This window comes from Endozoicomonas sp. G2_1, assembly GCF_017744155.1.
GTDB lineage: Bacteria > Pseudomonadota > Gammaproteobacteria > Enterobacterales > Alteromonadaceae > JAGHQT01.
Map to the genome: position 1 here is coordinate 32,885 of NZ_JAGHQT010000007.1, position 18,014 is coordinate 50,898.

Sequence of the window (18,014 nt, forward strand, 5' to 3'; positions counted from 1 at the left end):
TAGGAAGTAAACATGAAAAAATTAATTACACTATTACTCAGCTTAAGTTTAACGGCTGTTGCCAATGCAACTCTGCTCGAATTTGATTTTGAAGATAGAGACTATCAAGTTGGTGAAGATGTAGCTGTAAACATTGTTATTTCAGATATTGAAAATGATGACTTTGATATTCAACGTATATTAGGTGAATTTGCTATTGAATTTTCATTTAATGATGCGATTCTAGATTTTACTAGCTTTGTATTTGGTTCAGCACTAAACCTTGGAGTAACTGGTGATAGTGATCAAACGTTTGAAGTGATAGGGGATATAGTTGCATTTGATGAATTTTCTAATGTTGCTGACCTTGATGCTTTAGCCAACGCTCAAAGTGCGCTTGATCGCCTAGTGTTGGGGACATTCAACGTTAATATAAGCAGTATCGGCAGCAGTGTATTCTCATTTGAAGATATTACTCTATTCGATGACTTCGGTGATGACTTCAGTAATATCAATAGCGCACCTCGCACGCTGAATGCGGTTGCTGCTGAAGTGCCAGAGCCAAGTGTTTTCGCATTGTTTTTAGTTGCAGGCTTAGCACTAGTTGCTCGTAAAAAGAGCATCGTTAAGTAATCCTTAGCTAACATAAAAGTAAATAAAAGCCGACAGTGGTTTCTCACTGTCGGCTTTTTTGTTTACTATTTATTGAATGGTTAAATTTATTGCTCGCAGGAAGTACGTGTGAAAAAAGTAGTAATATTGTCTGGTGCAGGCATGAGTGCTGAAAGTGGCTTGAAAACCTTTCGCGATAGTAATGGTTTGTGGGAAGGTCACGATGTTATGGAAGTCGCTTCAATTGACGGCTGGCAGCGCAACCCTGAGGTAGTGCTTGAATTTTACAATCAAAGGCGCAAACAACTGTTGTCGGTAGAACCTAATCAGGGCCATCACGCCTTGGTTGAACTTGCCAGGCATTATCACGTGACCGTGGTTACTCAAAATGTTGATGATTTACACGAGCGAGCCGGTAGTGATCAGGTTATTCATTTGCACGGTGAACTGCTCAAAGCATGCAGCTGCAATAATAAAGAGGACGTGATTGATTGGCGCGGTGATATTCGATTGGGCGACACTTGCTCAAACGGTCATCAGCTGCGGCCATTTATTGTCTGGTTTGGTGAACTCGTGCCCATGTTGGACCGCGCTGCAGGTTGTGTCAGTGAGGCAGATATCGTGATCATTGTTGGTACCTCGATGCAAGTATACCCAGCAGCGAGCTTAATAAACTACGCTAGGCCGAGTGCTGAGCTTTATTACCTCGATGCAAACCCTGCAACCAGTACTGAACTTGCGCATCTAACAAACCTTGATATTCGCAAAACCACTGCGGCCATCGGCTTGCCCAAATTAGTTAAAGAATTAGTTAGTTAAAGAGTTAGTCAAAGAATTTTCCGGTTAAAGGGGCAGTTAAAGGCTTGGTTGGCTAAAGTTCAGGTGAGCCTGCATTTGAGTCGTTGGAGCGTTTTTTACTTAAGTGAGCGAGTTACAAACAATGAATAAGTCGGATTGTTTTTTCTGGTAGCTGCTATAGCGCGGTGCTAGCAGGTGATTAAGTTTGTTTGAGTCGGTTACGAAGAAATTGTGTTTTTGGTAAAACGACAATAACTCTGGCTGACAAAATGCAATCACTGTCTGTGGGCCTTGCCTGAGCTGCTGATATTGACCAAGGGCAAAGTCAAGCAACTGACTACCTAAGCCTCGTTGTTGATAGTTATTAGCAATAACTAAACCGTGCAGCAATGCTTGTGAGCTAGCTGCCGTTATTGTTGAAATCAGCGCACTACCAATAATCGTTTGGTCTTGATGCAGCAAATAGCCAAAGTCATGACCAATGAAGCGGGCAGAGTAGCATTGCTCTTTGTAAAAGCGCTTAATGGCACTCTTTTCTGATTTAGTTGCCGGTGAAAAATTTAGTGCTGTCATTTCATTAATGTTGCGATTTACCTGCTGTTGTCAATTGTATCCGTTTGCTTAGGTGCGGTAATTAAGATTTGCTGAAAAATCTGACCTTTCATCCATAAACAAAAAAGCCAAACCTCTTGGTTTGGCTTTTAAACGCTGTAGCGATTATCTGAAAACTTATTTAAGCTCTTAACGCTTTGTCACCGCGTGCAATACCGACCGTGCCTGAGCGTACAGACTCAATGATCTCGGTTTCGTTTTTCAGCGCCTCAATAAAAGCGTTGAGCTTGTCATCATCGCCAGTCATTTGCACAGTGTACACTTGTTTGCCGATATCAATGACTGAGCCGCGGAAAATATCAGTAATACGTTTAACCTCTGAACGGGTTTTCTCATTCATTGCGAGTACTTTTATCAGCAATATTTCACGTTCAACGTGAGCGCGTTCAGTGAGGTCGGTGACCTTTAAGACATCGACTAGTTTGTTAACTTGTTTAACAATTTGTTCAACGACTTTGTCATCGCCTAATGTCGCGATAGTAATTCTCGATAGGCTGTCATCTTCTGTTGGTGCTACGGTTAAACTTTCAATGTTAAACGAGCGCTGAGAAAATAAACCTACGATGCGCGATAACGAGCCCGGCTCGTTTTCAAGTAAAATTGATAGGATGCGACGCATTAGGCTTTTTCTCCTTTTTTGATCCACATTTCATCAACGGCGCCGTGACGAATCTGCATAGGGTAAACGTGTTCTTTTTCATCAACTAAAATATCGATGAAGACTAAGCGATCTTTAAGGGCAAAGGCTTCAGCGAGTTTGTCTTCTAATTCATCGGCATGGTTAATTTGAATGCCAACATGACCGTATGACTCAGCTAATTTAACGAAGTCAGGCAATGATTCCATGTAAGACGACGAGTGGCGACCGCCGTAAATCATATCTTGCCATTGGCGAACCATACCCAGTGAGCGGTTGTTGAGTGACACAATTTTTACAGGCAAGCCATATTGCAAACAGGTTGATAATTCCTGAATGTTCATTTGAATTGAACCATCACCGGTAACACAAACCGCATGAGCGTCTGGGAAGGCAACTTGTGCGCCCATCGCTGCAGGTAAACCAAAGCCCATGGTGCCCAAACCACCTGAGTTAATCCACTGACGTGGCTTAGCAAATGGGTAGTACTGTGCGGCAAACATTTGATGCTGACCAACGTCGGAACAGATATACGCTTCGCCGTTGGTTACCTTGTAAAGGGCTTCAACCGCTTGTTGAGGTTTGATTAAGCCATTGTCGTTTTTCTCGTAGCTCACGCTGTTAACACTGCGCCAACCTTCAACTTGCTGCCACCATTTGGCTAGGCGCTCTTGATCGGCTTTGAAACCAATAGCCGTTAGTTCGTCAAGTAACTGTTGAATAACAACATCGGCTAAACCAACGACTGGAATATGGGCGTTGATGGTTTTAGAAATAGATGTAGGGTCAACATCAACGTGAACAATAGTGGCGTTAGGACAGAATTTTTCAACGTTATTAGTTACGCGGTCATCAAAACGAGCACCCAAGGCTAAAATAACGTCGGCATTGGCCATAGCTTTATTCGCTTCAAGGCTACCGTGCATACCAAGCATACCGATAAAGTTTTTGTGCAAACCGGAAATACCACCCAAGCCCATTAAGGTATTGGTAATTGGTGCGTCAAGGGTTTCCACTAGCTGAGTCAATAACTCTGAAGCATTAGCCGAAATAATACCGCCACCTGAGTAAATCACTAAGCGCTGAGCGTTAACAATCGTGTTAACGGCTTTTTTGATTTGTTTAGGATGACCTTTTACCGTTGGACTATACGAGCGTATTTGCACATTAGTTTCAATGTGGAATGGCGCTTTATTTTGTGGGATTAGCATATCTTTTGGCAGCTCGACCACAACTGGGCCCGGGCGGCCACTATTGGCAAGATAAAATGCCTTGGCGATAACGTTTGGAATTTCTTCTAAGCTGCGGCAGCTAAAACTGTGCTTCACAATGGGTCTTGAACAGCCAACAATATCGGTTTCTTGGAAGGCATCATCGCCAATCAATGTCGTGGCAACTTGACCTGCTAATACCACCATTGGAATTGAATCCATGTAGGCAGTAGCAATTCCGGTAACACAGTTAGTGGCGCCAGGGCCTGACGTTGCTAATACAACACCAACTTCGCCAGTGGCTCGTGTGTAACCGTCGGCCATGTGGGTCGCGGCTTGCTCATGGCGTACCAGAATATGCTCGACCTCATCTTGTTGAAAAATTGCATCATAAATATCAAGCACTGAACCACCGGGGTAGCCAAATATATATTTAACTTTTAGTGCAGCTAAGGCTTTTACCACCATTTCTGCGCCGTTAAATAACTCTGTTGTCATACCAAAACCCTTCCCAAACGAAGTTAATATTAAAAAAAACCTCCGGACTTTTCAGTGCGGAGGTTTGTTTGATTCTTTATCGCTTTTTTTAGTTAAACAAACTTTCCGCGCTGGTTAATAACCACCACGATTTTGAGGACTAGAATGTTAATAAATAATTTAGCCAAGTTGTTTAACCGAAAAAATAATTGCTTAAAATTGGTACCTATTTTTATAGGGTTTAGTTTCAGCTGTCAACCTATAATGACAAAGATGTGGTTAATATTGATAATTTTTTATTGTGATAACGATTGACAAGTTATAAGTCCTTTATAAAGTTGATTATACAAGTGTAATTATTCGTCAATTAAGGCTGTATTTTTACCGTGATAATAGCGCTTGTAAGCGCTGTGTGAACATAATATAAAGTGCTTGTTAATCAGCTGGTTATTTGTTTATATAGATGGTCTGTTTATTTTAGGTAGTAGGTAACTGATGGATTTTTTATTTCAGGACGAAGCTGAACAGGATGAAAATGCGCTGAAGTCGCGTCAGAGCGATAAAACGTGGCGTATTTTAGTGATTGATGACGATGAGTCGGTTCATCAAATAACTCGTTTAGTGTTGGCTGACGCTTTAGTTGAAAATCGCAAGCTTGAACTTGTTTCAGCGTATTCAAGCGTTGAAGCAAAAGAGATTTTGTTGCAAGACAGCGATTTCTGTATGGCTTTTGTCGATGTTGTCATGGAAACAGACCACGCTGGTTTAGAATTAGTTGAGTGGATACGCAAAGATTTGGGCAATCAAGCAATTCGCTTGGTGTTGCGCACTGGTCAAGCAGGATCTGCGCCTGAAGCAACTGTCATTAAGCAGTTTGATATCAACGACTATAAAGAAAAAACCGATTTTACCTCAGGTAAGATGATTACCTCTGTTTACGCGGCCATTCGCGGCTATCGAGATATCACGACTATTCAACGCAGCTTAGATGCATTTAAGCAGCTAATTGCTGCCACGCACGATTTATTGCAAATACAACAGTTCAAGCCATTTGGTTCAGCGGCTTTACACCATTTGTTAACGCTAATGGAAGTCGATAGTTCAGCACTTTATATAGCCCGCAGTCATCTCGATGAAAATGGCAATAACATGATTATTGCCTGTACGGGCAAGTATGTTGATGAAGCTGATAGCCTAGAGAATTCAACGATTGCGCCAAATATCAAAGAGCGCATTCAGCAAACATTTGATCGCAAGGGCAGCTACAGTGATACTGAGTGTTTTATCAAATATTACGAGAGTTCACCTGATGTTGCTTCAGTACTTTACATTGAGTTTGAGGATGACGCCGAGCACTTTAAAGCAAATTTAGCCGAGCCATTTGCCATGAGTATTGCGTTAATTTTAGAGAACTTAATGCGCCAAAAAAGCCAAAATTAGGTTGTTGAGCTCAGTGTTACTTCTTAGCAAGTACATCGACGGTAGCAGAACAAGCATCAAGAAACGTATCGAGAAAGTAGCCAACTTCAGGTTGGCTTTTTTTCAACTCAGTCAATTTGTTATCTAAGCGTATTTTTACGTGTTCAAACTCGTAATTGTTGTGATTAAGCTCATCTAAGGCTTTGATATAAGCCACTAAAATATCAGCGGCTTTAACAATTTGTTTGTACTCAGCCTGGACGTGGTCTTGAATAATAATATCGTCAAATAGTTCTTGAAATTCTTCAGGCAATGACTGTAAACACTCTTGTTCTGCCAAGCCTTCAATCTTTTTAAACTCTCTGGCGATTTCTTGATTAGCGTATTTAGTCGGGCTGACAATATCGCCGTAGCGAGTCTCACTTGCTTCGTGGTACAGCGCTATGGTGGCAACCCGATCTGCGTTGATCTCACCACCGAATTTTTTATTGCGAATAAGCGCAAGTAAGTGAGCGACAATAGCCACTTGGTGGGAATGCTCTGCGACGTTTTCAGGTTTGATACAGTACATTAACGCCCAGCGTTTTATCAGTGGCATTCTAAACATCCACGCTAAAAATGTACTTTGCATATCGTCTCCTGTAGTTAACGCTTGAGCATTGAGCTAGGCTTATTGCTTATAATTGGCAAAGAAGTTACCAAGCTTAATTAGCGCAGGTTTTAGCTCATCAACATGAGGTAAAAAGACTAACCTAAAGTAGTAGTGTTCTTTGATGTTAAACGCGCGACCGTGGACTAACAGTATTTTTTCTTGTTTGAGCAAGTCCAGCACCATCTGCTCATCGTCTTTAATATTAAACTTTTCAACGTCGACCTTAACAAATAAATATAGGGCACCCATGGCAGGCTCACATGATAAGCCATCGATGGCATTGATCATATCAAAGGCCATATTGCGCTGTTTGATTAAGCGGCCATCGCCTTGAATCAATTCATTGATACTCTGATAGCCGCCAAGTGCCGTTTGAATTGCATGTTGGCAAGGTACATTTGCGCACAAGCGCATCGACGAAAGAATATTGAGCCCTTCAATATAATCCTCAGCGTGTAGTTTCGGCCCTGTGATCACCATCCAACCCGCTCTAAAACCGGCAATGCGATAATTTTTAGACAAGCCACCCATGGTAATAATAAAGACATCGTTAGCTAGGCTCGCGGTTGGAATGTGCTTGGCATCATCGTATAAAATTTTGTCGTAAATTTCGTCGCTAAACACCACTAGCTGGTGTTTACGGGCTAGCGCTAGTATTTCTTCTAAAATTTCTTTTGAGTAGACCGCACCCGTTGGATTGTTTGGATTGATCAAAACAATCGCTTTAGTTTTTTTGTTAATTTTACTGGCTATATCTTCAATGTTTGGGAACCAGTGGTTTTCCTCGTCACATTTATAATGAACTACTTTACCGCCAGCGAGGGAAGCTGCTGCGGTCCAGAGTGGGTAGTCAGGTGCGGGAATTAAAATTTCATCGCCGTCGTTTACTAAGGCTTGCATCGCCATAACAATTAACTCAGAGACTCCGTTGCCGAGGAAAATATCATCAATGGCAACATTTCTAATCCCAAGCTGCTGAAAATATTGCATAACCGCCACTCTCGCGGGGTAAATACCCTGAGAGTCACTATAGCCTTGGGCAGTTGGCAAGTTGTGAATGACGTCTTTTAAAATGTCGTCTGGCGCCGCAAAACCAAATGGCGCAGGGTTGCCTATATTGAGCTTTAAAATTTTGTGACCTTCATCTTCTAAGCGCTTGGCCTCGGCCGCGATCTGACCACGAATTTCGTAACAGACATTGCGTAATTTAGAAGATTTATTGATTGTTTTCATGGTCACTAACTACTTATGGTTGAAGAATTAAAATAATTAACCGGAATTTAGGTTATAAGAACGTTTGAGTATATCGTTCTCAATTGTTTTTGAAACAGTTAGTTGCAACTTTTTTATCGAAAAGTTGCAATGACTTAGACACAACTCTTATATAGCAAGGGGTTTAATTTGAGTTTTTTACGGTGTGTTGCTTAATTTATGTTTTTTGGAATTTTGTTTTTATAAGTTTAGGTAGAAATAAAAAAACCGCCTTATAGTGGGGCGGTTTTTGATATTTTGTTTAAGCAGCGTGTGCTCTGCTTTCCCTGAAAGCCTTTGCTACTATTGGGTTTTGTATCTTTTCAGAATAGGCAGCCATGTAGACCTCAACAGGGTCTAGGCCTGAAACCTCGATAAACTTATCAAGTACTTCATCACTTGGGACTTTGTGTCCGTTTCTATATCTACTGAATGTATTGCGAGTAATACCAAGTTTCTGTGAAGTTTTGTTATCTGACATTCCGTCACAGACCTTATCTAGCAAGTCTTGTAGAGTCATATTGTTTCACCTGATTACTGTTAGCTTTTTTAAGTTTAGTACCATGTGCGCCCCATTGCAACATGTGCGCAGGGGTGTTGACAGGTGTGCGCGGGGCGGTTAACACTATAAAAGCTTTCGCGGCGTAAGCTGTTTTACCTGATAACTGTTAGCGCTTTGTTCAGTAATTCCCGCCTAGCCGCAAAGCATCTTTCATCGGCACGTTGTGAAACGCCCGTCTGTTGAAAAACAAAATCTATCCTCGTTGCTGGGGAGTTGGCCGACAAACCAGCAATTTTTTCTAACGGGGATTAGATTAAATGAGGATAGCTTAATGGAAACTGAACAAAATCAAACACATGACGAAATCATGTTCAACGAAAGCCGCGATTTAGATGCGGAACAATCATTTAAACAGCTTTGCGCTGATACCTTGAAAAGTCGTGGCGAAGTGCCAGAGCATATCGTTCACTTAGCTGAGCGCGTCACTCGCGTTAACGAGCTTCGCAGCAAGTGGGGCTTTACCAGTCAAGACAACCGCCAAGCCTACTATCGCCGCCGCGATGAAAACGCCTTTCACAAAACCAATGCAGCGCTAAGCGCAATGCAAATCCAAGTCAACGCCACAAAGCGCGTTGCTAAGATGCCTGAGTGTTACGAAGATTTGCACGACTTAGGTTATCGCCCTGAAACAACATACGCTAAATTGCCGTTTTAGGGGGTGGTCATGAAAAAGTTAACCAATACCGAAGCGTGGTGTCTCAGTAACTCTGTGAATGCCATTTCGAATATAGCAAAAAGCCCAACAGCTAGCGGTGCGCTCCAAGATAGAGCTTATGCCCTTGGTGCTGCCACAGCACTACTTGAAAAGCCAAGAATTCACAATCGCGTAGTTGACTTAGCATTCAAGAGATTTTACAGGATTTGGGGCTAATGACCGTCGATTTACGAAAAGACCGCCCAAGGTGGCGGCTTATCGTTAATTACTCAAGAGATATTAGCGATAAATCAAAACACCGCATCAAAGTAAAAAATTCTGACCTAAAAAGTATCCGTCAATTTGTATTGAACAAAGTTGACGGCTTGCCGCGTTATGTTCAGCGCCGCTTGGTGCGCCACTACGTCAAAATATTCAATCAAAAGCTACCGGAAAATAACGAGCTATTTGCCAATATCTGGCTACGTGATGTGATTAAGCCAGTAAAAAATGTTCTGGATAGATGCCCGCTCACATCAAAGCAGCTAAGGCGCGACGAAGCGGTGGAGTTGCTTGCAAAGTTCAAGGCTGACGAATGCCTCAGTATCGTGACTAACTGTCAGATGCACCGAGAATACGAGAAAAACTTATTCTTTGCTTATAGCGAGCTAGATGCGCTTTGTGATGAATGGCAAATTGATGCGCCTTACCAAGTGCAAGTTGCTAAATATCAAATCATTGAGGCGGCAGAGTGCGCTATTTTGCGTATGTGCTGTGAAAAATGGTGGTATCGCAAGCTTAAACGCATCAAAGACCACACCAACGAGCATATTTTAATAGTGCTTGGCGATGTACAAAAGAAAATATCGCCTTACATCAGCGCTCAATCGCTCAGTGAATGGAAGTCTCAACAAAAGTCAAACAAGGACTACATGGAAGCAATGGAGCTGGTGCAAACCTGTTTTGATGAAAGCGGCCAAGAGTTCGAAAATGTTATTTCGCTGGCTCACATGTTTGAACGCTCAAGCGCTAATCCTAAAAATCGCTTTACTGAATTAATGGTTCGCTGCCGTGGTCTTGAAAACTTATCGCTAGACGATGGTTTTGTCGGCCAGTTCCTAACGATTACCACGCCGAGCAAATACCACGCAACACTGAAAAACGGCAAACAAAACCCGAAATACATTGGCGTTAACCCAAAACAGACACAAGCCTATCTCGTCAATCAATGGGCGAAAATTCGCGCCCAGTTAAAGCGTGACGAGATTGTCTATTATGGTGTCCGAGTCGTTGAGCCACACCACGATGGAACGCCGCACTGGCACTTGTTGTTATTTGTTCATCCAGAGCAAAAAGACGGGTTAATCGAGACTTGCCGAGACTACGCGCTAGAAATTGATGGTTTAGAGGAGGGTGCGCAAAAGCACCGCTTTACCGTTGAAGAAATCGACCCAGCAAAAGGCTCAGCAACGGGCTATATCGCCAAATACTTATCTAAAAACATTAATGGGGAGTACATCAGTAATGGAAACAATGGTGCCGCTGAAAGCGGTGATATTCTTGGTGGTGGTACTTCTGGCAGGGACAGCGTTCTTTGTGACAATGATGATAGCGCAAAGAATGCTGATTACGAGTCTGGAAAAAATGCTAGTGAGGGCGCACAGCGGGCAACCGCTTGGGCTTCAAGATGGAATTTGCGTCAATTTCAATTCTTCGGAGCCGAGCCGGTTACTATCTATCGAGAAGCAAGGCGATTATCTCTTAGTCAAGAAGATATCGAAGTCGAGCGAATCAGACAGGCGGTAGAGTCAAAAGACAAAAAGGGAAAATGGTATGCGTTCACCCAGGCCATGCGTGAGGCCAGAGTCAATCTGGCTTACGAGCTTTCAACCAACGATTACGCGGAATCGGTACGCAAAATTAAGGGGCTTATCTCAAGCTCGGGTTATGTTGAGACCAGAGAAAGTGAATGGGTTTTAAGGAAACGCGGCAGCGGTTCCCCTCGGAGTCCTGTTATTAACTGTACGGGTAGCGTTTCTGGGGCATCAGAGCTAACCGCAATGGGCTTCACGCCCCAACAAGTCGAATGGTTATTGTCTGGTAAACGGGTCGATGACGGCCACGGCATTAGCCACATGCTGAAATACGGTGAATTAGTGGAGTACAGGTCATGAAAGAATTTCTAAGTGATTTTATTTTTTGGTTCAAGCAAGACTGGGGTATGAATTGTTTTATTGTTTTTTTTATCGTGTGTGTTGGTGCGCTGATTTACTCGCCATTTGCAATTATTGAGTACAACGACAAGCAGTGTGCAAATTTAGGAGAAATACACCAAAAGCCAGCCACAAGAGTCGGTGATAAGTGCTTGATTGAGCATGAAGATGGCGTAGAAACGATTTATTTGTAGTTTTACTGATATGGCTTGTGGTAAGTCTCTGTAAGTATTGCAAGCACCAAGATTAGCTACCTTGGTTGTGAGTAGCTTGCAGACACCGCGCAGGGTGCTGGCTGCGAGTTCAGGGCTTACACACAAGCTATATTTAATTTAATGTCGGGAGACATCAATATGAATACGTTAAAGCAAATCCAGTCGCTAAAGACTGATATTCAGGCTGCCATGAATTTGTCAATTCTCAAGCAACCAGAAGCGATAAAAGAGTGCGTGATGAAATCAGTCGCTATCGCTGAGAAGCAGCAACTTGAAATTATCGGATTGCAAGAGCAGCTTATCGAAGTTAACGAGCGCCTAAACGACCTTGAGGGGGTGCCTCATGGCTAACGCAACTATTGGTCATATTACTTGCCCGTTCACAGGTGAACAGGCCGAGGTTCGCCGCGATAAAAAGCGCAAGCTTTACTATTACGGCGCGGCGGGCATGGTCAAGCCGAACTTGCCAGCAGGTCAAGCGTATATGGAAAAACACACCGAATTTATTGGTGATAATGGCGAGCCGCTAAAACCTGTAAATTCCGTTAACGAAAATAATCCGCAAGACAATTCCGTTAACGAAATTGAGCAACCAGAGGATGACAGCATCAAAAGCTGGTTCGGCTGGTAACATTAACGAAAACAATCAATGTCGGGAGACATCGAAATGGACACACCAGAAACTCAAAACGCTGAGCAAGAATGGGCGGTTTTAGCTGCTCAAGCCAAAGCGTTAGACGGTGAAATCTCACCAGAAACACAACTTATCGAAAACCCAGAAGCCGAGCCAGAAATAGAAATCAGCTCTGGCGAACTCATGGCGCAAGTAATCCAAGTCACCGCTGATATTGCTGCCCCTAACTGGAAAATTCAACAAGAAGAATCAGAGCAACTTGGTAATGTTTATGGTGCCTTGCTCGATAAGTATTTGCCAGATAGCGGCCTGAATAATTTTGGTCTTGAGATATCTGCGCTACTCGTTACGGGCATGGTGCTTAAATCTCGTGCAGGTATTCCGTTACGTAAACCAGAGTCGAAAAAAGAGGAGGGCGAGCAAGATGTCTAAAGCCGATACCAGCCTCAATGCCGAGCACGTTTATATCTGCGGAAATTCCGGTACGGGCAAAAGCTCGCATATCAAAGAGAAAATCGCTAAGGCTCAGCGCGTCATTGCTTTTGACCCTGACGATGAGTACGGCGAATTACCCGGATTTACTCGCGTAACAAGCGCAAGTCAGTTAGTTGAATTACTTCAAGCACATAAAAACACTGCGCTAAAAGTCGCGTTTGTGGCCGAAGGCGTTAAGGCGTTTGAATTTTGGGCGAACTGCGCTTTCAACTGGCGAAACTGTGTCGCGGTAGCAGAAGAAATCGCAGATGTAACCACGCCAAGTAAAGCACCACCTGCGTGGGGTAGATTGATTCGTCGTGGCCGTAAGTACGGTATTTTGATTTGTGCGGTAACGCAAAGGCCAGCCGAAGCGGATAAAACGATTTTGTGTAACGCTGCGGTGATTCGTACCTGTGCGTTAGGGCGTGATGCTGACCGTCAAGCGATTGCCAGAGAAATTAACGCACATGTGAGTGAAATTGCAGGACTTAAACCGCTCGATTGGATTGAATTTAAGCGTGCTGATTTATCGTTAATCAAGGGTCGATTGGGTCAAGAACGCACCCAAAAACTCAAGCCAGCGGCTTAATTTTTCCGTTAACGGGTTTTTGATATTAGCGTATTGAAAATTCGTTTTTACTGTTGCACGTTATAAAAGCAACTTTACTTTTACTCAATGTCGGGAGACATCGAAATGTTTACTAAAACCAATGTTAAGCAAGCCTTAATCACTATCGTGATTTTAGCGGGTGTTAAAAAATTCGCGCCACTTTCAGTTAAAAAATATCTGTAAGGGGTAGCGTCATGCGATTTATCAAAAAACTTCCTACGGTTGCGGATGTTTCAGCGGGTGCCGATATCAGTATCGTATTACCTGTTGGTAACGTTTATGAAACCGTTTACGTGTACTACTCAGGTGTTACGCCAGAGCAGCTACAACAACTCAAGCTAAAAGCAAACACGCGTACCGTCAGTGAGTGGGCAAATGGCGCTGATTTGATTTCAATTGATAATCACTATAAGCGCGAAACGCTAAGCGGTGTTTTGGTGTTCCACTTTAAGCGCACTGAGCTTGACGAGCTGTCACAGCGTCGATTCTTCGGTTTCGATACCTCTGGTTTACAGGGTATCAAAACGGCCTCTATTGATATGCACATTGATAGCGCTGCCAGTGACCCGAAAATCTCAGCAATTGCGGTGACATCATTACCGACACGATTACCAAACGGTAAAGCCGTCCCTAACTGGCTAACAAAAATGCGTACGCATTACGTGTCTGTGTCACAAGGTGATTTTGAGATTGATAATATCCCAACGCCTGACGGTGCAAGCATTGCGGCCATTCACTTAGTGATGCCTGATACTGACGATGCAGACGCAGATTGTCAGGTGCTTGAAGCTGATTTGCAAATCAATCAAACAAGCTGGCACCCAATTACGGCAGCGCAAGCGTTTGATATTCAAACTGCTCACGGCCGTGCGCCACAACGCGCCAAAATGGTCACTATCGACTTAATCCTAGATAACGACATTAATCAAGCGGCCGCGCTCAATCGCGCTATCGAAGATTTGCGCGTTAAGGGTCGAGTCGCTAGTGCGGGTCAAATCAAGGTCATGGTTGAATACGTGCAAATGTGGTCACCTGTTGGCTTTTAACCTTGGGGGTAAGGACTTATGAATCAAGTCGTAAAAACAAGTCAGCCAGCAGTAGCGGGCTGGTTAGAAACCCAAGGGAGTTCGCTTTTATCTGGTGCGCTTGATGTCTGGAAACAGGTTGAGAGCATCAAAGCGATTAAAGCGAATTCGGGTGCTGAGCATGTGCAAGCACAGGTTGAACCAGAGCTGACCAATGGTGCTGCGGTGGCGATTGATAAAACGCCAGAGCAGCCAAAAATGATGGGCTTTGAAGTTAACCAGCCATTACTTATCGCAAGTCTTGGTGTTCTTGCTATCGCGTTCTTGCTCAAAGGAAAGCGCAAGTAACTAGGCACACAAAGAAAGCGGGCTACGGCTCGCTTTTTTCTCAGGGTAAAGATTATGTATCAAGCTTTATTTAGTGCAGCGGGTATCGCTGGCGGTGGCGGCGCAGGTGGTATGCCTAGTCTGAGCGCGTCAAGCTCGGCAGAGGCTAACGGCGATAACGCCTTTAACCATGATTTTAATTACCAAAGCGGTAACGGCATTAACGACAATCAATTACTGATTATTGGTGCGGTTACTGTTATTGCGCTTGTTGCGTTTAGTCGCTAGGGGGAGTTATGGGGTTATTTAGCTCAAGCCGAAGCTCTAGAAGCACGACGAACAATGACAATCGCACAATCAACGATTTTCACAACGCCGACTTATCGCAAGATATTGATAATTCGGTTCGCACCAATATTGATAACTCAGTCCAACAAGAGATTGATAACTCGGTCCAGCAAGAGATTGATAACTCTATTCAGCAGGAAATTGACAATTCAATCACCGGACAATACGCAGGCAATAGCGGCAACATTACCGTGCTTGACGGTGGTGTGATTGATTTAGCGGCGCAAATCTCAAGCGATAATGCGAGCTTGATGTCTGAAAATCTCGGTTTTTTAGATAGTGCGCACCGTGCGAATTTATCGTCGGCAATTTCACTGCACAATACGGGGTTTCAGCAATTACAGTTAGGCACTGGCCTTGCCAATGACTTGGTATCAACCACGACGAATTTTGCGTTTGAAGCTCAGCGAGATAACAACGCCTCGCTAGTGACAGGCTTTGAAAATGCTATGCAGTTTGTTGAAGATTTTTCGCGCTCAGACGGTGCTGCGGTCGCTGAAACTAATATGAAAACCATCGGTATTATTGCGCTTGCCGCAGTAATCACCACGTTTATTTTTAAGCAGGGCTAAACCATGTTAAAGACAGTTACATTAACAGCAAAACAGTGGTCAATGCCGCTTACAAGTGTTGGTCATCATATTAATGTTGTGCTGGCTGCTGGCACAATTAAGTGTCGACTTCGTCAAGGCGATGATAGCCTTCAAACTGACCTTGTGTCAGGCATGGCCTTTAGAACTGACGAGCAATATTCACAGGTGCAGTTTTACAGTGAAACCGCGCAGGTGATTAAGGTATGGGTTGGTCAGTTGCCGCTAGATTACAGCCCTGCAAATGCAAGGCTCGTAGGTAGTGCGGCTTTAGCGTCTGACTCAGCTAGCTTGTTTTATGGCAACCCTCAATTAATTCTGCCAGCCGAAACCCTGCGCGGCAAAGTCGTCATGCAAAGCGACAAGCAGTGGTATGTCGGCGGCGCGGGTGCACATGTTGGCAATATGATTCTGGTTGCTGCTGGGGAGAAGTTCGAGACCACAACCGAAGGTGCGGTTTATGGTCGCTCAAATGATGCGGGAGACACACCCGTATACAGCACTGAGCTAACCAGTATGACACCGAGCTATAACGAAGATAAAGGCGCTCAAGCTTACCATGCACACCTTAATACGATTAAAGACGATGTACTTTACTTTGACCACACAGGATTATTAAAGCGAGAACCGAGAGCGGGCGGCGCTTCAATAGTTATCCCAACTGGATTAACGGGCTACAGTGCAGACACTCAAGAGTCATTCATCAAAAACGGTTACTTTTACACGTTCGGCTTTGCTAGCGGTGATTTTGCCGTCAGTAAAATTGATTTAACCAATTACACGTACGAAGTGGTGCCGCTAGTTACTGGTGCCGCTTTTAGCTCTATGCAGTCATGCTGGGTGCACAAGAAGTCAAAAATCTTGGTATTTGGTGTCGTAGGTACAGCGCAAACGTGGCTAGTTAATTTGGATGGCTCAAATCCACAACAAGTAGATATGACCAACTGTCCATCACATGCAAGTCGTGGCTTTATGTTTGCTGACGAAACTATTGCTGTTTTAAGTGGCGATACTTCGCAGCTTCATACGACAAGTGATATGGGGACTACGTGGAAAACCGTAGTATTGCCGCAAAACATTGATTATTTCCAGCGCCAATGGTCGCTTGATGAAGCAACGAGCGCGTTTTATTACTCTGGTGATGCGACAAAGCCAGCAGCAATCTATCAAACCGAAGATAACGGTGCGTCATGGAAAACAATAAGTTTAAGCAGTGACGCTTATAGCGTCTATGTCGCCAATAACAAGGCATACATCGGCGGCTTAAATCGGGCGATGTATGTTGATGTGCCAACAGGTGGGCAAATTTTCGCTGACACATTGGCGGGTTTATCTAGCGGCTTAGGTTTTACGGTTGCTGATAGCGGTGCGCTCGTTTATAGCGGTGGTGGTGGAGTCATCCGTATTTATGACGGCTCACTGAATCTGGCTGGTGGCGCGCCTGTTCGCATTTTGAAAGAAGTTAGTTAAATGACTGAGCGCTACTTATTGCCAGCGCTCATTTTAGGAGCTTTATTTATGATGAGTGCACGTAGTGATACGCCACGAGGCATCAGAAACAACAACCCGCTTAACATTCGTGAAAATCATCGTGTTGATTACGACTGGGAAGGCGAACACCCGCTTGATTTAGATAGTGAATTTGAAGAGTTTGTCAGCCCGCAAAAAGGGATTAGAGCGGCCGCAAGAATACTCAGAAATTATCGTGTCAATCGTGGCCTTGATACGGTGTCAGGCATTATCAGCCGATGGGCACCACCGAAAAACGAAAAGGGCGAGTTTGAAAACCACACTGAAAGTTACATCAAGTCAGTTGCACAGAAAATCAATATCGACCCGCATCAAGTACTCAGCGAGCGCGATTATCCATCACTGATAAAAGCCATGATTTATCACGAAAACGGCCAGCAGCCGTATTCAAGTGACACCATTAATCAAGGCTTTCAAGAGGGCTTTTACTCATGAATGACTTAACCAAAATAGCCACGTCAAACACAGGTGCCGTGATTGCTATCGCAGTCATTGGCGCAGCAGCGCTTTACTACAGCAGTAAAAAGGCAGCCGATGTCGGCCAAGCAGTTAACCCAGTCAATGATGACAATATCTTTAACCAAGGTGTTTTATCTGTTGGTCGCAAAATCACAGGAAACCCACATTGGACGTTAGGCGGGTGGATTTATGACATTACTCATTAAGCTGCTCAATCCAAATAGTTGGGACTTTATCCATGTCTAGCGCATTTATGAAAAAGGCCGCTACCGCTGCTGCCATTGCGGTGGTTGCAGCCTTTGTTGTTTATCAAATCAAAGCACACACAACAGGAGTATTGGACGATGAATAATTTTAAATTGAGCAAGGTCGCACTCGCTATTATGCTAGCGCTTGGTATGACAGCATGCTCAAGCAACTATCAATTTGGTGATGTATCACGCGCTTATTGCGCATCCACAAGTCCAGATTTTAGGCTTGAGTTAAAACACCAATTAAATGAGCAGGGCGTTCAGGTAGGTGTCGATTATTGCTCAGCGTTTGGCTTGGTTGATGCGATGGCAAGGCGGTGATAAATGGAGCTGTCACCAATTCTTGAATATTTAACTAGCTTAGGGCTGGCACCGACTGAAATTATCACCATAGCGTTACTGTGGCGATTAAATCAGCGGCAACATTGCCTAGATAAGCGAATAGCTGTCACCGAAGTACAGCTAAAACGCCGCCACGATGACTAGCCGCT

General features: G+C 43.8%; 26 protein-coding genes. 20 read left to right on the top strand and 6 right to left on the bottom strand.

Annotation, left to right across the window (positions count from 1 at the left end; genetic code table 11):
• The first annotated feature begins 12 nt into the window (after positions 1-12).
• Positions 13-612: a PEP-CTERM sorting domain-containing protein gene (locus tag J7384_RS10130; RefSeq protein WP_209113645.1), complete on the top strand. Its 600-nt coding sequence runs from the start codon at positions 13-15 to the stop codon at positions 610-612.
• A 108-nt stretch (positions 613-720) separates the two neighbouring features.
• A complete protein-coding gene (locus J7384_RS10135) occupies positions 721-1,410 on the top strand; it encodes an NAD-dependent deacylase (protein WP_348523862.1) in 690 nt (229 codons plus the stop codon).
• 99 nt (positions 1,411-1,509) lie between these two features.
• Here J7384_RS10135 and J7384_RS10140 read toward each other — a convergent pair whose 3' ends face one another.
• From J7384_RS10140 to J7384_RS10150, 3 genes are all read right to left on the bottom strand, one after another.
• The gene (locus J7384_RS10140; protein WP_209113647.1) at positions 1,510-1,962 is read right to left on the bottom strand and encodes a GNAT family N-acetyltransferase; all 453 of its coding nucleotides are present in this window, start codon (positions 1,960-1,962) and stop codon (positions 1,510-1,512) included.
• A 160-nt stretch (positions 1,963-2,122) separates the two neighbouring features.
• A complete protein-coding gene (gene ilvN / locus J7384_RS10145) occupies positions 2,123-2,620 on the bottom strand; it encodes an acetolactate synthase small subunit (RefSeq protein ID WP_209113649.1) in 498 nt (165 codons plus the stop codon).
• Entirely contained in the window at positions 2,620-4,347 is a 1,728-nt protein-coding gene (locus tag J7384_RS10150; RefSeq protein ID WP_209113651.1) for an acetolactate synthase 3 large subunit, read from the bottom strand. Before J7384_RS10150 ends, ilvN begins: the two co-directional genes overlap by 1 nt.
• Before the next feature lie 474 nt (positions 4,348-4,821).
• Between J7384_RS10150 and J7384_RS10155 the strand changes: the two genes are divergently transcribed.
• Positions 4,822-5,766, top strand: a complete 945-nt coding sequence (locus J7384_RS10155; RefSeq protein ID WP_209113653.1) for a DUF3369 domain-containing protein — start codon at positions 4,822-4,824, stop codon at positions 5,764-5,766.
• A 16-nt stretch (positions 5,767-5,782) separates the two neighbouring features.
• Here J7384_RS10155 and yfbR read toward each other — a convergent pair whose 3' ends face one another.
• From yfbR to J7384_RS10170, 3 genes are all read right to left on the bottom strand, one after another.
• Positions 5,783-6,376, bottom strand: a complete 594-nt coding sequence (yfbR, locus tag J7384_RS10160) for a 5'-deoxynucleotidase (RefSeq protein WP_209113655.1) — start codon at positions 6,374-6,376, stop codon at positions 5,783-5,785.
• A gap of 39 nt (positions 6,377-6,415) precedes the next feature.
• A complete protein-coding gene (locus J7384_RS10165; RefSeq protein WP_209113657.1) occupies positions 6,416-7,630 on the bottom strand; it encodes a pyridoxal phosphate-dependent aminotransferase in 1,215 nt (404 codons plus the stop codon).
• Between the two features lie 280 nt (positions 7,631-7,910).
• Entirely contained in the window at positions 7,911-8,168 is a 258-nt protein-coding gene (locus J7384_RS10170; protein WP_209113659.1) for a helix-turn-helix transcriptional regulator, read from the bottom strand.
• A gap of 313 nt (positions 8,169-8,481) precedes the next feature.
• Here J7384_RS10170 and J7384_RS10175 point away from each other — a divergent pair, with 313 nt between their 5' ends.
• From J7384_RS10175 to J7384_RS10255, 17 genes are all read left to right on the top strand, one after another.
• Entirely contained in the window at positions 8,482-8,865 is a 384-nt protein-coding gene (locus J7384_RS10175; protein WP_209113660.1) for a hypothetical protein, read from the top strand.
• 9 nt (positions 8,866-8,874) lie between these two features.
• Positions 8,875-9,081, top strand: coding sequence for a hypothetical protein (locus J7384_RS10180; protein WP_209113662.1), 207 nt, complete (start codon positions 8,875-8,877; stop codon positions 9,079-9,081).
• The gene (locus J7384_RS10185; protein ID WP_209113664.1) at positions 9,081-11,018 is read left to right on the top strand and encodes a replication endonuclease; all 1,938 of its coding nucleotides are present in this window, start codon (positions 9,081-9,083) and stop codon (positions 11,016-11,018) included. The genes J7384_RS10180 and J7384_RS10185 overlap by 1 nt, the downstream gene beginning before the upstream one ends.
• Entirely contained in the window at positions 11,015-11,251 is a 237-nt protein-coding gene (locus J7384_RS10190) for a hypothetical protein (protein ID WP_209113666.1), read from the top strand. Before J7384_RS10185 ends, J7384_RS10190 begins: the two co-directional genes overlap by 4 nt.
• A gap of 159 nt (positions 11,252-11,410) precedes the next feature.
• Positions 11,411-11,623, top strand: a complete 213-nt coding sequence (locus J7384_RS10195) for a hypothetical protein (protein ID WP_209113668.1) — start codon at positions 11,411-11,413, stop codon at positions 11,621-11,623.
• Complete coding sequence (locus tag J7384_RS10200) at positions 11,616-11,903, top strand: hypothetical protein (RefSeq protein WP_209113670.1); 288 nt, start codon at positions 11,616-11,618, stop codon at positions 11,901-11,903. The genes J7384_RS10195 and J7384_RS10200 overlap by 8 nt, the downstream gene beginning before the upstream one ends.
• Positions 11,904-11,921: 18 nt before the next feature.
• Entirely contained in the window at positions 11,922-12,338 is a 417-nt protein-coding gene (locus J7384_RS10205) for a hypothetical protein (RefSeq protein WP_209113672.1), read from the top strand.
• Positions 12,331-12,972, top strand: coding sequence for a hypothetical protein (locus tag J7384_RS10210; RefSeq protein WP_209113674.1), 642 nt, complete (start codon positions 12,331-12,333; stop codon positions 12,970-12,972). The genes J7384_RS10205 and J7384_RS10210 overlap by 8 nt, the downstream gene beginning before the upstream one ends.
• Before the next feature lie 215 nt (positions 12,973-13,187).
• Complete coding sequence (locus J7384_RS10215) at positions 13,188-14,039, top strand: major capsid protein P2 (RefSeq protein WP_209113675.1); 852 nt, start codon at positions 13,188-13,190, stop codon at positions 14,037-14,039.
• A gap of 18 nt (positions 14,040-14,057) precedes the next feature.
• Positions 14,058-14,366: a hypothetical protein gene (locus tag J7384_RS10220; RefSeq protein WP_209113677.1), complete on the top strand. Its 309-nt coding sequence runs from the start codon at positions 14,058-14,060 to the stop codon at positions 14,364-14,366.
• A 54-nt stretch (positions 14,367-14,420) separates the two neighbouring features.
• Positions 14,421-14,633: a hypothetical protein gene (locus J7384_RS10225; protein ID WP_209113679.1), complete on the top strand. Its 213-nt coding sequence runs from the start codon at positions 14,421-14,423 to the stop codon at positions 14,631-14,633.
• Positions 14,634-14,641: 8 nt separating this feature from the next.
• Positions 14,642-15,265: a hypothetical protein gene (locus J7384_RS10230; protein WP_209113681.1), complete on the top strand. Its 624-nt coding sequence runs from the start codon at positions 14,642-14,644 to the stop codon at positions 15,263-15,265.
• Positions 15,266-15,268: 3 nt separating this feature from the next.
• Complete coding sequence (locus J7384_RS10235) at positions 15,269-16,753, top strand: hypothetical protein (protein WP_209113683.1); 1,485 nt, start codon at positions 15,269-15,271, stop codon at positions 16,751-16,753.
• Positions 16,754-16,801: 48 nt separating this feature from the next.
• Entirely contained in the window at positions 16,802-17,248 is a 447-nt protein-coding gene (locus J7384_RS10240; protein ID WP_209113685.1) for a structural protein, read from the top strand.
• The gene (locus J7384_RS10245) at positions 17,245-17,478 is read left to right on the top strand and encodes a hypothetical protein (protein WP_209113686.1); all 234 of its coding nucleotides are present in this window, start codon (positions 17,245-17,247) and stop codon (positions 17,476-17,478) included. Before J7384_RS10240 ends, J7384_RS10245 begins: the two co-directional genes overlap by 4 nt.
• 138 nt (positions 17,479-17,616) lie before the next feature.
• Positions 17,617-17,844 carry a hypothetical protein gene (locus J7384_RS10250; RefSeq protein ID WP_209113688.1) on the top strand — a complete coding sequence of 76 codons (228 nt, stop codon included), beginning with the start codon at positions 17,617-17,619 and terminating at the stop codon, positions 17,842-17,844.
• A 3-nt stretch (positions 17,845-17,847) separates the two neighbouring features.
• Positions 17,848-18,009: a hypothetical protein gene (locus tag J7384_RS10255; protein WP_209113690.1), complete on the top strand. Its 162-nt coding sequence runs from the start codon at positions 17,848-17,850 to the stop codon at positions 18,007-18,009.
• Positions 18,010-18,014 lie beyond the last annotated feature (5 nt).

What these genes read in the sequence shown, in the direction of transcription:
- J7384_RS10130 (WP_209113645.1), top strand. Translation starts at nt 13, where the DNA reads ATGAAAAAATTAATTACACTATTACTCAGCTTAAGTTTAACGGCTGTT.
- J7384_RS10140 (WP_209113647.1), bottom strand. Translation starts at nt 1,962, where the DNA reads ATGACAGCACTAAATTTTTCACCGGCAACTAAATCAGAAAAGAGTGCC.
- ilvN (WP_209113649.1), bottom strand. Translation starts at nt 2,620, where the DNA reads ATGCGTCGCATCCTATCAATTTTACTTGAAAACGAGCCGGGCTCGTTA.
- J7384_RS10150 (WP_209113651.1), bottom strand. Translation starts at nt 4,347, where the DNA reads ATGACAACAGAGTTATTTAACGGCGCAGAAATGGTGGTAAAAGCCTTA.
- J7384_RS10155 (WP_209113653.1), top strand. Translation starts at nt 4,822, where the DNA reads ATGGATTTTTTATTTCAGGACGAAGCTGAACAGGATGAAAATGCGCTG.
- yfbR (WP_209113655.1), bottom strand. Translation starts at nt 6,376, where the DNA reads ATGCAAAGTACATTTTTAGCGTGGATGTTTAGAATGCCACTGATAAAA.
- J7384_RS10165 (WP_209113657.1), bottom strand. Translation starts at nt 7,630, where the DNA reads ATGAAAACAATCAATAAATCTTCTAAATTACGCAATGTCTGTTACGAA.
- J7384_RS10170 (WP_209113659.1), bottom strand. Translation starts at nt 8,168, where the DNA reads ATGACTCTACAAGACTTGCTAGATAAGGTCTGTGACGGAATGTCAGAT.
- J7384_RS10175 (WP_209113660.1), top strand. Translation starts at nt 8,482, where the DNA reads ATGGAAACTGAACAAAATCAAACACATGACGAAATCATGTTCAACGAA.
- J7384_RS10180 (WP_209113662.1), top strand. Translation starts at nt 8,875, where the DNA reads ATGAAAAAGTTAACCAATACCGAAGCGTGGTGTCTCAGTAACTCTGTG.
- J7384_RS10185 (WP_209113664.1), top strand. Translation starts at nt 9,081, where the DNA reads ATGACCGTCGATTTACGAAAAGACCGCCCAAGGTGGCGGCTTATCGTT.
- J7384_RS10190 (WP_209113666.1), top strand. Translation starts at nt 11,015, where the DNA reads ATGAAAGAATTTCTAAGTGATTTTATTTTTTGGTTCAAGCAAGACTGG.
- J7384_RS10195 (WP_209113668.1), top strand. Translation starts at nt 11,411, where the DNA reads ATGAATACGTTAAAGCAAATCCAGTCGCTAAAGACTGATATTCAGGCT.
- J7384_RS10200 (WP_209113670.1), top strand. Translation starts at nt 11,616, where the DNA reads ATGGCTAACGCAACTATTGGTCATATTACTTGCCCGTTCACAGGTGAA.
- J7384_RS10205 (WP_209113672.1), top strand. Translation starts at nt 11,922, where the DNA reads ATGTCGGGAGACATCGAAATGGACACACCAGAAACTCAAAACGCTGAG.
- J7384_RS10210 (WP_209113674.1), top strand. Translation starts at nt 12,331, where the DNA reads ATGTCTAAAGCCGATACCAGCCTCAATGCCGAGCACGTTTATATCTGC.
- J7384_RS10215 (WP_209113675.1), top strand. Translation starts at nt 13,188, where the DNA reads ATGCGATTTATCAAAAAACTTCCTACGGTTGCGGATGTTTCAGCGGGT.
- J7384_RS10220 (WP_209113677.1), top strand. Translation starts at nt 14,058, where the DNA reads ATGAATCAAGTCGTAAAAACAAGTCAGCCAGCAGTAGCGGGCTGGTTA.
- J7384_RS10225 (WP_209113679.1), top strand. Translation starts at nt 14,421, where the DNA reads ATGTATCAAGCTTTATTTAGTGCAGCGGGTATCGCTGGCGGTGGCGGC.
- J7384_RS10230 (WP_209113681.1), top strand. Translation starts at nt 14,642, where the DNA reads ATGGGGTTATTTAGCTCAAGCCGAAGCTCTAGAAGCACGACGAACAAT.
- J7384_RS10235 (WP_209113683.1), top strand. Translation starts at nt 15,269, where the DNA reads ATGTTAAAGACAGTTACATTAACAGCAAAACAGTGGTCAATGCCGCTT.
- J7384_RS10240 (WP_209113685.1), top strand. Translation starts at nt 16,802, where the DNA reads ATGATGAGTGCACGTAGTGATACGCCACGAGGCATCAGAAACAACAAC.
- J7384_RS10245 (WP_209113686.1), top strand. Translation starts at nt 17,245, where the DNA reads ATGAATGACTTAACCAAAATAGCCACGTCAAACACAGGTGCCGTGATT.
- J7384_RS10250 (WP_209113688.1), top strand. Translation starts at nt 17,617, where the DNA reads ATGAATAATTTTAAATTGAGCAAGGTCGCACTCGCTATTATGCTAGCG.
- J7384_RS10255 (WP_209113690.1), top strand. Translation starts at nt 17,848, where the DNA reads ATGGAGCTGTCACCAATTCTTGAATATTTAACTAGCTTAGGGCTGGCA.